A 13106-nucleotide genomic window follows, 5' to 3' on the forward strand; every position below is an offset into this window, starting at 1 on the left:
GGCCTCAGCTCGTCGGTGACGCGAGGGGCTGAGGCGGAGCGGGCACCTCAGGGCGGGCTGCTGCCCCGGCGCTCCTCCTGCGCGACGAGGTCGGGCAGGTCCTTCAGACGGTCGAGGCCGCGCACGGCGCGCACCATGCGGTTGTTGGCGCCGAACCGCTCGCGGTGGCGGTGCAGGAACCACCAGTAGCCCGCGGAGAAGGGGCACGCGTCGTCGCCGACGCGCACCTTGGGGTCGAGCTCGCACGACCCGCAGTGGTCGGTCATCGTGCTGAGGTAGGCGCCGCCCGAGGTGTAGGGCTTGGTCATCATCGCCCCGCCGTCGGCGTGCTGGCTCATGCCGACGACGTTGGGCACCATCACCCAGTCGTAGCCGTCGACGAACGCGCGGTGGAACCAGTCGGTGACCTCCTCGGGGTGCCACCCGCGCTGCAGCGCGTAGGACCCCAGCACCATCAGCCGGGGGATGTGGTGCACCCACCCGTGCTCGGCGACCTGGTCGAGCGTGTGCGCGAGGCAGCGCGCCCGCGTGGCCGACCCGTCGAGCTCGGCGAACCACCGCGGCAGCGGCTCACGCGCGTCGAGCTCGTTGCGGTGGCGGTAGTCGTCGCCGAAGTGCCAGTAGCAGTGCCACACGTAGTCGCGCCAGCCCATCACCTGGCGCACGAAGCCCTCGACGGAGGCGAGCGGCGCCGAGCCGGAGACGTACGCCGCCTCCGCGCGCCGCACGACCTCGAGCGGGTCGAGGAGCCCGAGGTTCATCGGTGCGCTGATGAGGGAGTGGGCCATCCACGGGTCGCCCTCGAGCACGGCGTCCTCGTGCGCGCCGAAGTGCGGCAGCCGGTCGGCCACGAAGTGCTCGAGGGCGGTCAGGGCCTCCTCACGCGTCGCGGGGAAGATCCGCGGCGCGTCGCGGCCGAGGAAGGAGACCTCGCCGGCGGCCTCCCAGGCGTCGAGGTCGCGGCGCACCTCGGCGTCCACCTCGTCCTCCTCGGGCCACCAGGGCTCCGGCACGCCGAGGGTGACCGCGCCCTTCGGCGGGGGCTCGCGGTTCTCGTGGTCGAAGTTCCACTTCCCGCCCGCCGGGCCACCGCCGTCGTCGAGCAGCACGCCCTCGCGCCGTCGCGCCTCACGGTAGAAGTCCTCCATCAGCAGCCGCCGCCCGCCGCGCCCCTCCGCCCAGCGCGTGAAGTCGGCACGGGAGTTGACGTAGCCGCGCGCGTCGAGCCGCTCGACGTCGAGGCCGCGCCCGTCGAGACCTGCGGCCTCGCCGGCCTCGAGGCGCTCGACGAGCCGCACCGCGGCGTACGTCGTGGGGTGCAGCACCTGCAGGGGCCGCTGCTCGGCGCCGCGTCGCACCGCGTCGCGCACCGCCGGGCCGTAGGTCGGCGCCTGCCGGTAGTCGAGGCGGTCGCCGAGCTCACGCGCGCGGTGGCGCATCGCGGACAGCACGAGGTGCGCCTTGGCGCGGTGCCACCGCTTGCGCGCGAAGACCTGCTTGCTCTCCACCAGCAGCAGCTCGCCGTCGTGGTCGTCGGTGAAGTGCGGGCCGAGCTGGTCGCCGAAGAGCAGGCGGACGGGGGCGCTCACGCGGTCGAGACTAGGGCGCCGGTGGTGGGCCGGACCGTCTGCGCGGCCCGGCTACGCGCGGCCCGGCCACGACGCCCGGCCGCGCGTCCTCGTCACAGGTCGCGGGGCCGCACGGCCGGGTCGACCGGTGTGGTCTCCCGGCTCTCGACGGAGCCCTGCCGCAGCAGGTTGGCCACCGCGAGGCCGAGGCCGCCCCACAGCACCAGCATCGCCACCACCATCAGGACGATCGCGTCGGCGCTCATCGCTGCTCCTCCGTCGTCGTCGTCGTCGTGGTCGTCGTCGTGGCCGGCCCCGTGGGCGCGGCGGCCGTGCCGGGTGCGGCGTGCTCCGGTGGGACGCCGTCGAGGTGGGTGCCGCTGCGCCACGGCAGGCGTGCGAGCAGCAGGCCGACGACCGGCAGTGCGACCACCATCGCCCAGCCGAAGCCGTTGAGCAGCCAGTCGGGGTACTCGCCGTAGGGCTTGCGCAGGTCGTCGAGGAGGGAGAGGACCAGCACGAGCGTGAGGGCGGCGGGGGCGACCACCGCGATCAGCAGCCGCCAGGCGGTGCCTACCCGGGGGCGGCCGTCGACGCTGAGGTGCTCGGCGAGCGCCGGCAGGGCCCGCACCACCCAGGCGACCACCAGCATGCTCACGACCGCGATGAGCAGGATGCCGTACTGGTTGGCGAAGTGGTCGAGCACGTCGAGGACGTGCAGGCCGCTGGTCGTGCTGAAGAGCGCGAGGCTGACGAGCGCTGCGGGGACGACCACGACCAAGGTGGCGGTGCGACGGCCGGTGTCCACCTTGTCGCGGACCGCCGAGATGACCACCTCCAGGACGCTGACCAGGGAGGTGATGCCGGCGAAGACCAGCGAGCCGAAGAACAGCACGCCGATGAAGGCGCCCGCGGGCGCCTCGCTGATGATCGCGGGGAAGGCGATGAACGCCAGGCCGATGCCGCCGGCCGCGACGTCGCCCACCGCGCCGCCGCTGGCCTGCGCGAGGAAGCCGAGCGCGGCGAAGACGCCGATGCCGGCGAGCAGCTCGAATCCGGAGTTGGCGAAGCCGACGACCAGGCCGGAGCCGACCATGTCCTCCCGGCGGCGCACGTAGGAGGCGTAGGTGATCATCACGCCGAAGCCGACCGAGAGGGAGAAGAAGATCTGGCCGAAGGCGGCGCCCCACACCGAGGCGTCGTCCAGAGCGCCCCAGTCGGGGGAGAAGAGCGCATCGAGGCCCGCGCCGGCGCCGGGCAGCAGCAGCGCCTGCACAACCAGCACCGCGAAGGCGGCCACGAGCACGGGGATGAAGACGACGGAGGTCGCGCCGATCCCGCGCTGCACGCCCATCACCATGATGAGCAGGATCGCCACCCACACCACCGCGAGCGGCCAGAGCACCCCGGCCACCACGTCGGTGGTCAGGCCCTCGGCGGCGACGTCGTTGACCTGCAGGAAGTCGCCGGCGAAGAAGCCTTCCGGGTCGGCGCCCCACGCCTGGTCGACGGAGAAGAAGGTGTAGCGCAGCGCCCAGGCGATGACGGCGGCGTAGTAGACCGCGATCACCGCGCAGATCGCCACCTGCCACCAGCCCAGCGCCTCGGTGCCGCGGCGCAGCCGCGCGAAGGACAGCGGCGCCGAGCCCCGGTGGCGGTGGCCGAGCGCGTAGTCGAGCAGCAGGAAGGGGATGCCGGCCGTCAGCAGCGCGACGAGATAGGGCACGAGGAACGCGCCACCGCCGTTCTCGTAGGCGACGTAGGGGAAGCGCCAGATGTTGCCCAGCCCCACCGCCGACCCGATCGCGGCGAGGATGAAGACCCGCCGCGAGCTGAACCCGCCGCGCCGCTGCTCCTCGCCCTGCCGGGGGACCTGCCCCGCGCTGGTGCTCACCGTGACCTCCTGTGCCTCGTGGCGTGCTGAGCGGCCCGGCGCGTGGTCGCCGGGCGCGGCCCAGCATGCTACGAGGCCGACGCCGCGGCACCACCCCCCGTGGGTGCTGTCGCGGCGCCGGCCCCGGCGCGGTGGGGACCCGGCGTACGCCGTGGGGCGGCGGTGCGTGCCGCCCGCCGGTCGCCGGGTCCCGGCGGCGTCAGCGCGCCTCGGCGAGCTCGCGTTCCCGCTCGACCTGGCCGCGCTCCTCGGCGAGGTGGGCCTGCAGCTTCTCCCCCTCGACGTCGACGTCGGGCAGCAGCCGGTCGAGCCAGCGGGGCAGCCACCAGGCGCGCTCGCCGAGGAGGTACATGAGCGCCGGGATCAGGGTCATGCGGACCACGAACGCGTCGAGCACGACGGCCACGGCGAGCGCGAAGCCCATCGACTTGATGATCGGCTGGTCCTGCAGCATGAACGCCGCGAAGACCGACGTCATGATGACCGCCGCCGCGGCCACGACCCGGGCCGAGCCGCGGAAGCCGTCGACGACCGCCTCGCGCGGCGACGCTCCGTGCACGTGGGCCTCGCGGACGCGGGTCACCAGGAAGACCTGGTAGTCCATCGCGAGGCCGAAGACGACGCCGATGAGGAAGATCGGCATGAAGCTGACGATCGGCTGGCCCTCCAGCAGCCCGAAGGCGCCCTCCTGGAAGACCGCGACGGTCGCGCCGAGCGTGGCGAGCACCGACAGCAGGAAGCCGACCGTCGCGGTGAGCGGCACCAGGAGCGAGCGGAAGACGACCATCAGCAGCAGGAACGCCAGCCCGATCACGACCGCGAGGTAGACGGGCAGCGCCCCGTCGAGCCGGTCGGAGACGTCGGTGGTGATCGCGGTGAGGCCGGTGACGCCGACGGTCGTGCCGGTCTCCTCCTCGATCGCCGCCTCCCCGTCGCGCAGCTCCTCGAGCAGCTCGGTGGCCCGCGGGTCCTCGGCGCCGAAGTCCGGCGTCACCAGGACCTGCGCCCCGGTCGGGGTCGCCGCGGGGGTGCCGGGCTCGGCGGTCGGGTCGGCGTTGGTGCCCGCCACCTGGGCGTTGGCGACGCCGTCGGCCTCCGCGGCCCACGCGGCCACCGCGCCGAAGGCGGCCTGGCGCTCCTCGGCGGGGACGTCGCGGGCGTCGACGACGAGGAGGTAGGGCGCCTCGCGGCCGGGTCCGAAGCCGTCCTCGACCAGCTCCGAGGCCTGGCGCAGCGTGGTGTCGGTCGGCGCCGTGCTGTCGGTCGGGAAGGCGAGGTAGAGGTCCTTCAGCGGGATCGCCAGGGCCCCGAGGCCCACCACGACCAGCAGCACCACCGCGACCGGGGCGCGGCCGACGAGGCGGGCCCAGCGCACACCGTTGTTGAGCACGCGGCCGTCGGCCTCGCGGGTGGGGCGGTAGCGGCGCACGACCCCGCCGAACGCCTTGGACTTCAGCGCGCCGAGCAGTGCGGGCAGCAGGGTCAGCGCGACCAGCACCGCGACGAGCACGGTGCCGGCGGCCGCGAGGCCCATGGCGGTGAGGAAGGGGATGCGGACGACCGCGAGCGCCGCCAGCGCGATGATCACGGTGAGGCCGGCGAAGACCACGGCCGATCCGGCGGTGCCGACGGCGACCCCGACGGCCTCCTCGCGGTCGTCGGTGCGCTCGAGCTCCGAGCGGTAGCGCGCGAGGATGAAGAGGGCGTAGTCGATGCCGACCGCGAGGCCGATCATCGACGCGAGGATCGGCGTCGTCGTGCCGAGCTCGAAGAACGCGGTGGCCGCGGTGACGCCGGCCAGCCCGAGGCCGACGCCGATGACCGCGGTCAGGATCGGCAGGCCGGCGGAGACGAGCGCGCCGAAGGTCAGGACGAGCACCAGCAGCGCGACGGCGATGCCGAGGAGCTCGGAGGTGGCGCCGGGCGGCGCGAAGTCCTGCATGCCGGAGCCGTTGGCCTCGGCGACCAGCCCGTCGGCGCGGGCGTCCTCGAGCGCGTCGAGCACGGCGTCGCGGGTGGCGGGCTCGACGTCGGCCGGGGTCTCGACGTCGAAGGCGAAGGTGATGAGGCCGTAGCGCTCGTCCTCCGACAGCGGCGAGACGGTGGCCGCGTCGGCCTCGGCGGCGGCACGGTCGCCGCCGGCCTGCACCGCGCCCTGCACGATCTGCTCGCGCTGGGCGTCGGCGGCCGCGACCGGGTCGGTGACCACCGGGCCGCCGGTCGGCGCCGCCTCGGGCAGCTGCGGCAACGCCTGCAGCTCGGCCACGAGGGCCTGCACCGCGGCCGAGACCTCGGGGTCGCGCAGCGTCGTGCCCTCGGGGGCACGCACGACCACGTTGACCGTCGCCTGGTCGAAGGCGTCGGTGCTGCCCGGGAACAGCTCCGCCTGCAGGTCGGCGGCCTCCTCCGAGGGGATGCCCGGGATGGAGAACGAGTCGACCATCGGCTTGGAGAAGGCGCCCGCCGCGCCGACGACGGCGACGAGGGCCACCAGCCAGGCGGCGAGGACGAGGGGCCAGCGCCGGTAGGCGGTGCGGCCGAGGCGGTGGAGCAGGGTGGCCACGGGGATCTCCTGGGGCTCGGTGCGGGTGTGGGTGCGGGTGGGGCGGTCTGGGGTGGCTGGCGGGGCGTCAGGCGAGGAGCTCGCGGAGCGTCTGCAGGCTCGCGACGAAGGCCTCGCCGAGGTCGACGTCGGGCTCGGGCTGGCGCAGCGCGACCAGCAGGGCAGCGTCGTAGAGGCTCACGCAGACGTGGAGCAGGAGGCGGGCGCGCTCGGCGCCGAAGTCGGCGCCCTCCCGGGCGAGCAGGTGCTCGGCGAGGTCCTCGGCGACGTCCTCGAAGCGGGCGTGCGCGGCGGCGAGCAGGCGCGGCTCGCGCAGCAGGACGCGGCGGCCGAGCTCGATCTCCTCCCGGCCCAGGCCCTGGGCGCTCAGCACGTGGCGCGCCGCGGTGCCGAGGTCGTCGGCGAGGCGGCCCGTGGGGCCGCCCGCGCGGAAGACCGCGAGCACCTCCTCGGCCAGCTCGGGCTCGGGGCCGAGGACGGCGTCGACCTTGCCGGGGAAGTAGTTGAACAGCGTGCGTCGCGAGACCCCGGCCGCTGCGGCGAGCTCGTCCACGGTGAAGCCGTCGAGGCCGTGCGCGTCGGTGAGGCGCAGCGCGGCGAGGTGGATGGCGCGCTCGGTGGCCCGCCGCCGCTCGGCGCGCACGGTCGTTGCACTCTCGGTCACGTGGTGCAGTGTTGCACTTCAGGCCAAGAAGTGCAGGAACTGTGCCGCACCTCACGCACTGGGAGGGCAAGTCCTGCACTGGTGGCCCGAGTTCTCGGGGCACAAGTGCAGGAGTCACCGGTCAGCCGGTGACTCCGACAGCGGCGGCCACGCGGCGCGGGCGACGGCCGAGGCCCCCTGGGGTGGTCTGCCACGATGGACGCCATGGCCCGGTTCAGCGCGACGACGGAGTCCGAGGCGGTCGTGCAGGCGCCCCGCGAGGTGATCTGGCAGGCGCTGACCGACCCGGAGCTGCTGCCGCGGCTCACGCCGTTCCTCGAGTCGATCCACGCCGACGGCGACACGTGGTGCTGGCAGATGACGCGCATCCCGGTGGTCGGCATCGACCTGGTGCCGGCCTTCACCGAGCGGATGGTCTTCGACGAGCCGTCGCGCATCGACTACCACCACGCCCCGCCCCCGGGCACGCGCGAGCGCACGGGGGTCGACGGGTGGTACGTCCTCACCGAGCAGGGACCCGACGCGACCCACCTCGCGATCAGCCTCACCGTCACCGTCGACCTGCCGGTCTCGCGGCTCGCCTCGCCGGCGGTCACGACCGCCATGCGCGGGGTGATGGCGACCATGGGCAAGCGCTTCGCGGCCAACCTCGTCCAGCACGTCGGTGCCCGTGGCTGAGCACGCGCCCGCCGGTGACCAGGCCCGGCTCGCCGAGCCGATGCGCTCGCGGTGGAGCCCCAGCGTCCTCGACCCGGGCCACGAGCTGGCCGCCGACGAGCTGGAGGCGCTGCTGCTCTCCGCCGCCTGGGCGCCGAGCGCCGGCAACTCCCAGCCGTGGCGGCTGCTGGTCGCTCCGCGCGGCAGCGGCCTGCACGACGCCCTCGTCGCCACGCTGAGCCGCGGCAACAGCGGCTGGGTGCCCCGCGCCTCCGTCGTCCTCGTGGTCACCGCGCAGACCGGGCGTGCGCCCGACGACGAGAAGGACCCCACCCCCACGGCGCTGTACGACGCCGGGCAGGCCGCCGCGCACCTCACCCTCCAGGCACAGGCCACGGGGCTGCACGCCCACCAGTTCGCCGGCTTCGACAAGGCCGCCTTCGCCGACGCGGCCGGCGTGCCCGCCTGGCACACCGTCGTCGCCGGCATCGCCGTGGGGCGGTGGCTGCCGGTCGACGAGCGGGTCGGCCCGCTCGCGGTCGACCCGCGCGACGCCGAGCGGGAGGAGCGCCCGCGCCGGCGCCGCGACCTCGCGGAGACGGCGTACGCGGATCGTTGGGGCGAGCCGTGGCGGCGCTGAACGAGCCGCAGCCCGCCCCGCCGCCCAACCCCCTCGGGCGCCGGGGCCGCTGGTTCGCGTTCGTCCTCGTCGCCCTCGTCGTCAACCTGCCGGTCGTGCAGGGCTGGCGCGCGGACCGCCAGCTCGAGCGCGAGGGAGTCGCGGTGCGGGCCGAGGTGGTCGACTCGGTGCTGCTCGACTCCGACGCGGAGGCGCGGCCGGTGGTCGCCTTCGAGCTGCCGCCCACCGGTGACGACGAGCGAGCGGCCGGCACGCGCTGGGCGGTCGAGGTCGACGAGCCGACCTACGACCGGGCGCTGCGCGACGGCGCGATCGACGTGCGCGTCCTGCCCGGGCGCCCCGGCGTCTTCGAGGTGCCCGGCGCCGTCGGCAGCAGGGTCGGCCTGGTGCTGACGCTCGTCGTCGACGCCGTGCTGGTCGGCATCCTGGTGGCGCTGCGGCGACGCCGACGCGCCGAGGCCGCGGCCGGTGGCACCGACACCGGTACGCCGCCCGGTCCCGCCGGTCGTCCGGCCGACGGCCCCGCCGACCTGGGCCCGGACCGGGGCCCGGACCTCGACTCCGACCCGGGCCCGGACGCCCCGGTGGGCGGGGGCGTGCCGCCGGGCGCGGTGCAGCTGGGCGCCCGCGGCACCGCCCGCCTCGTCGCGGAGGGCGACCTCGCGCCCCTCACCCCCGGCCTGCCCCGCCAGCCGCACCCCGACGGCAGCCTCGAGCTGCGCGGGCCGCTGGTGGGCATCCGCGACGACGAGGTCGTGCTCGACGTCGAGGGCACCCGCGTGCTGGTCGACCTCGGCGGCCACCGTGTGGGGCGGCTGCGCTTCGGCGATCCGGTCCAGGTGCGGGTGCGCGAGCAGCCCTGAGCCGGGCTCAGCCCTCCTCGGCGGCCGCGAGGACCACCGGGTCGGAGCACGCCCGGGCCCACGCCTCGATGCGCGCGGTGATCTCGCGCCCGAGCAGCCACCGCCCGACCGGGTCGGCGGCCCACCGCAGCCACGAGGGCTGCGCGGTCCAGGTGTACTTCCACACCGCGAGCGTGCCCGCCGTGCCGTCGCGCTCCTCGGGGGTGAAGCGCCACCCGCCGCCGAACGTCGCGAAGAACCACGGACCGGTGACCATCGTCATGCCGACCGAGGTGGGCGGGCGGTAGGAGACGTACTCGCTCACCATCCGCGGCCCGACGCGGGCCCGGGTCACGGTGCGCACGCCCTTGGCGGGCCGCGCGGCGTCGACGAGGTGCTGGTGGCGGATGAAGGGGTCCCACCGCAGCCGCACCTCGCCCGTGGTCTGGGAGACGGCGAACGCGGTCGCCGGGGACACCGGCACCCACGCGCGAGCGGTGACCTGGGGCACGGGCCCATCCTGCCCTGCCGGGCCCGCTCCGACCTTGCGGTCGTTGTGGTCGCCGGCACGGTGACGTGACTTGCCGGTAACGCGCGGCCCGGAGGAGGGTGCCCCCATGGCCGCCACCACGTCGTCGTACTCCATCACCATGCGCCTGCACACGGCCCCCGACCACGCGGTGGTCGGCCGGGTGGCCACCACCATCAGCCAGGCCGGCGGCGTGGTGACCGCCATCGACGTCGCGGAGTCGTCGCACGAGCGGCTCGTGGTCGACGTGACCTGCTCGGCCATCGACGCAGGGCACGCCGAGCAGGTGCGCGCGGCCGTCGAGGAGGTCGACGGGGTCGAGGTGCACAAGGTCAGCGACCGCACCTTCCTGCTGCACCTCGGCGGCAAGATCGAGGTCGGCTCCAAGGTGCCGCTGCGCAACCGCGACGACCTGTCGATGGCCTACACCCCGGGGGTCGGTCGGGTCTCGATGGCGATCCACGACAACCCCGACGACGTGCGGCGGCTGACCATCAAGGGCAACTCCGTGGCCGTGGTCACCGACGGCTCCGCCGTGCTGGGGCTCGGCAACATCGGCCCCGGCGCGGCGCTGCCGGTGATGGAGGGCAAGGCCGCGCTGTTCAAGCGGTTCGCCGACATCGACGCGTGGCCGATCTGCCTCGACACCCAGGACACCGACGAGATCGTGCGCGCGGTGCAGCTGATCGCGCCGGGCTTCGGTGGCATCAACCTCGAGGACATCGCGGCGCCCCGCTGCTTCGAGATCGAGGCGCGGCTGCGCGAGACCTTGGACATCCCGGTCTTCCACGACGACCAGCACGGGACCGCGATCGTGGTGACCGCGGCGCTCACCAACGCGCTGCGCGTGGTGCGCAAGGAGGTGACCGACGTCCGCGTGGTGGTCGCCGGTGCCGGTGCGGCCGGGTCGGCGATCGTCACGCTGCTGCTCGCCGCCGGCGTGCCGGACGTCGTCGTCTGGGACCGCGAGGGCTGCCTGTCGGCCGACGACGAGACCCTGCCGCCGGCCAAGGCCGAGCTGGCCGCCCGCACCAACCCGCGACGCGTGCGCGGCGACCTGCGCACCGGCCTCGCCGGGGCCGACGTCTTCATCGGCGTCTCCGGGCCGGGCGTGCTGCAGGCCGAGTGGATCCGCGAGATGGCCGCCGACCCGGTGGTCTTCGCCCTCGCCAACCCCGACCCCGAGATCGACCCCGCGTTGGCCGGGCAGTTCGCCGCGGTGGTCGCCTCGGGCCGCTCGGACTACCCCAACCAGATCAACAACGTGCTCGCCTTCCCCGGGGTCTTCCGCGGTCTGCTCGACGCCCGCGCCCACGAGATCACCGAGGAGATGCTGCTGCGCGCCGCCCGCGCGATCGCGCTGGTCGTCACCGACGACGAGCTCAACCCGAGCTTCATCATCCCCAGCGTCTTCCACCCCGACGTGCCGAAGGCCGTCGCCGCCGCCATCTCCGGCCGCCCGCCGCGCGACTGACGCCGACCGCGCGGGCCGGCGTACGCCCGCCGCCTCGCCGCGGGTCACGGCACATGTAACGCGCCGTTGGTGACGCAACGCCCCCCGTCGACGGGGGTAGGGAGTGCTTCCAACGGCGCGTTACATGGGAGCGGGAGCGGGGGTGGTGGCCGTGGTGGCCGTGGCGGGCGGGGTGCGGCGCGGCCACCAGAAGCGGTCGCCGAGGACGACGACCAACGCGGGGACGAGCACGGTGCGCACGAGGAGCGTGTCGAGCAGGACGCCGATGCAGATGACCGTGCCGATCTGCGCCAGCACGACGAGCGGCAGCACGCCGAGCACCGCGAAGACCGCCGCGAGCAGGACGCCCGCGCTGGTGATGACGCCGCCGGTCGCGGTGAGGGCGCGCAGCACGCCGGCCCGGGTGCCGTGGCCGGCCTCGGCCTCCTCGCGGGCGCGGGTGACGAGGAAGATGTTGTAGTCGACGCCGAGCGCCACCAGGAAGAGGAAGGCCAGCAGCGGCGTCGACACGTCGAGCGCCTCGAAGCCGAGGACGCCGGTGAAGACCCACCAGGAGACGCCGAGGGCGGCGGCGTACGTCGCCACGACGGTCGCCACGAGCAGCACCGGGGCCACGACGGAGCGCAGCAGGACGCCCAGGCCGACCAGCACCAGGGCCAGGATGAGCGGGAAGATCACGAGCCGGTCGCGCGCGGCGCCGTCGCGGGCGTCGATCGCCTGGGCCTCGGTGCCGGTGACGTAGGTGTCCTCGTAGCCCGCCAGCTCGGCGCGCAGCGACGCGATGGCCTCCTCGGCCTCGGGGGAGGACGGTGCCGCGTCGAGCACCACGTCGACCTGGCTGACGCCGTCGCCCTGGTCGGTGACGTCGGCGGAGAGCACCGCCCCGGTCGACCGCACCGTCGCGAGCACGTCTCCGGCCGCGGCGCGGGTGACGACCTGGGTGGGGCTGGACGTGCCGGCGGGGAAGGACTCGGCGAGCCGGTCGGCGGCCGCGATCGCCTCGGGCCGCTCGAGGAACTGGTCGCTCTGGTCGAGGCCGGTCGAGACCTGGGCGAGGCCGGCGGCGAGCGCCGCGAGCACCACGACCGAGCCGACCACGAAGGCCGGCGGGCGGGCGGCCACCTGGTCGCCGACGCGGCGCCACAGCGAGCGGCCCTCGACCAGCGTCGGGTCGCCCTCGCGGGGCACCCGCGGCCAGAAGACCCAGCGGCCGAAGCAGACCAGGGCCGCGGGCAGCACCACGAGCGCGAAGACGGCGGCGACCACGATGCCCACCGCACAGGCGAAGCCGAGGCCGCGGGTGGTGGGCACGAGCGAGAGCAGCAGCGTCAGCACGCCGAGCACGACGGTGGTGGCGCTGGCGACCACGGCCTCGGCGGTGCGGCGCACGGCCGTCGCCATCGCGGCTCGCCGGTCGGCGACCCGCTTGAGCTCGTCGCGGTAGCGCGAGATGAGCAGCAGCGCGTAGTCGGTGCCGGCTCCGAAGACGAGCACCGAGAGGATGCCGACGGTCGACTCGTCCCAGGCGATGCCGAGCTGCGCCATCAGCTGGGTGGCGGCGACCGCGGCGAAGCGGTCCGCGACCGCCACGACCGTGAGCGGGACCAGCCAGAGCACGGGGCTGCGGTAGGTGACGACGAGCAGCACGGCGACGACCGCGGCGGTCGCGCCGAGCAGCCGGAAGTCGGCGCCGTCGAAGACCGCGGCCAGGTCGGCCTGCACGGCCGCGGGTCCGGTCACCTGCGCCTCGACGCCGTCGGGAACGCCCTCGTCGAGGTTCTCGCGCAGCTCGGTCACCCGCTCGGCGACGTCGGTGGCCGACCCCCCGGGCACCGGCACGACCGCGAGTGCCGCCGTGCCGTCCTCCGACGGCCGCACCGCCCGCGGGCCGCCGACCGCCCCGACCTCCTGGGCCAGTGCGCCGAGCTCGCCGAGGGCGCCACCCGGCAGCTGGCCCTCGGTGGCCGTCCACAGCACCAGGGCGACCGAGGCGTCGTCCGCCGGCAGCTCGGCGGCGAGCTCGGTGCCCAGCGTCGACTCGTAGCCGGCCGGCAGGGTGTCGAGCGGCGACGGCGCGCGCTCGCCCTCCCCGAGGGCCGCGGCCAGCCCGCCGGCGAGCAGGAGGGGGAGCAGGGCGACGAGCCACGCCGTACGCCGGCCGGTGACGGTGCGCAGCAACGCGGCGAGCGGCCCCCGGTCAGCGGCGTGGGCGGGTCGGTGCGTCATGGCGGCTCCTGGCGGCGACTGCGGGTAGGATGGTGAAGCAGGTTGATCA

Annotated in this window: 11 protein-coding genes; 4 read left to right on the forward strand and 7 right to left on the reverse strand. The window is 75.1% G+C overall.

Annotation, left to right across the window (positions count from 1 at the left end; genetic code table 11):
* Positions 1–47: 47 nt before the first annotated feature.
* The 5 genes from BJ989_RS02750 to BJ989_RS02770 all read right to left on the reverse strand — a co-directional run bounded on the left by BJ989_RS02750 (position 48) and on the right by BJ989_RS02770 (position 6689).
* Positions 48–1589 carry a cryptochrome/photolyase family protein gene (locus BJ989_RS02750; RefSeq protein WP_179516900.1) on the reverse strand — a complete coding sequence of 514 codons (1542 nt, stop codon included), beginning with the start codon at positions 1587–1589 and terminating at the stop codon, positions 48–50.
* Positions 1590–1681: 92 nt separating this feature from the next.
* The gene (locus BJ989_RS02755) at positions 1682–1834 is read right to left on the reverse strand and encodes a methionine/alanine import family NSS transporter small subunit (RefSeq protein ID WP_179516901.1); all 153 of its coding nucleotides are present in this window, start codon (positions 1832–1834) and stop codon (positions 1682–1684) included.
* Complete coding sequence (locus BJ989_RS02760) at positions 1831–3462, reverse strand: sodium-dependent transporter (protein ID WP_179516902.1); 1632 nt, start codon at positions 3460–3462, stop codon at positions 1831–1833. The genes BJ989_RS02755 and BJ989_RS02760 overlap by 4 nt, the downstream gene beginning before the upstream one ends.
* A 199-nt stretch (positions 3463–3661) precedes the next feature.
* The gene (locus tag BJ989_RS02765) at positions 3662–6025 is read right to left on the reverse strand and encodes an MMPL family transporter (RefSeq protein WP_179516903.1); all 2364 of its coding nucleotides are present in this window, start codon (positions 6023–6025) and stop codon (positions 3662–3664) included.
* Between the two features lie 67 nt (positions 6026–6092).
* A complete protein-coding gene (locus tag BJ989_RS02770) occupies positions 6093–6689 on the reverse strand; it encodes a TetR family transcriptional regulator (protein WP_179516904.1) in 597 nt (198 codons plus the stop codon).
* Between the two features lie 204 nt (positions 6690–6893).
* On the opposite strand from BJ989_RS02770, the gene BJ989_RS02775 reads away from it, so the two are divergent.
* Genes BJ989_RS02775 through BJ989_RS02785 form a run of 3 tightly spaced genes read left to right on the forward strand, consistent with a single transcriptional unit; the run spans position 6894 to position 8849 of the window.
* On the forward strand, positions 6894–7367 hold the full coding sequence (locus BJ989_RS02775) for an SRPBCC family protein (RefSeq protein WP_179516905.1): 474 nt from the start codon (positions 6894–6896) through the stop codon (positions 7365–7367).
* A complete protein-coding gene (locus BJ989_RS02780; RefSeq protein WP_343049035.1) occupies positions 7360–7986 on the forward strand; it encodes a nitroreductase family protein in 627 nt (208 codons plus the stop codon). The genes BJ989_RS02775 and BJ989_RS02780 overlap by 8 nt, the downstream gene beginning before the upstream one ends.
* Positions 7974–8849, forward strand: a complete 876-nt coding sequence (locus tag BJ989_RS02785) for a hypothetical protein (protein ID WP_179516906.1) — start codon at positions 7974–7976, stop codon at positions 8847–8849. The genes BJ989_RS02780 and BJ989_RS02785 overlap by 13 nt, the downstream gene beginning before the upstream one ends.
* Before the next feature lie 7 nt (positions 8850–8856).
* Here the strand turns inward: BJ989_RS02785 and BJ989_RS02790 are convergent, their stop codons facing one another.
* A complete protein-coding gene (locus BJ989_RS02790; RefSeq protein ID WP_179516907.1) occupies positions 8857–9339 on the reverse strand; it encodes an SRPBCC family protein in 483 nt (160 codons plus the stop codon).
* A 106-nt stretch (positions 9340–9445) separates the two neighbouring features.
* Between BJ989_RS02790 and BJ989_RS02795 the strand changes: the two genes are divergently transcribed.
* Positions 9446–10831: an NAD-dependent malic enzyme gene (locus tag BJ989_RS02795; protein WP_179516908.1), complete on the forward strand. Its 1386-nt coding sequence runs from the start codon at positions 9446–9448 to the stop codon at positions 10829–10831.
* A 120-nt stretch (positions 10832–10951) separates the two neighbouring features.
* Here the strand turns inward: BJ989_RS02795 and BJ989_RS02800 are convergent, their stop codons facing one another.
* Positions 10952–13057 (reverse strand): MMPL family transporter, encoded by a 2106-nt coding sequence (locus BJ989_RS02800; RefSeq protein ID WP_179516909.1) that lies wholly within the window; start codon positions 13055–13057, stop codon positions 10952–10954.
* Positions 13058–13106: the final 49 nt, after the last annotated feature.

It is taken from the genome of Nocardioides perillae (genome assembly GCF_013409425.1).
Taxonomy (GTDB): domain Bacteria; phylum Actinomycetota; class Actinomycetes; order Propionibacteriales; family Nocardioidaceae; genus Nocardioides; species Nocardioides perillae.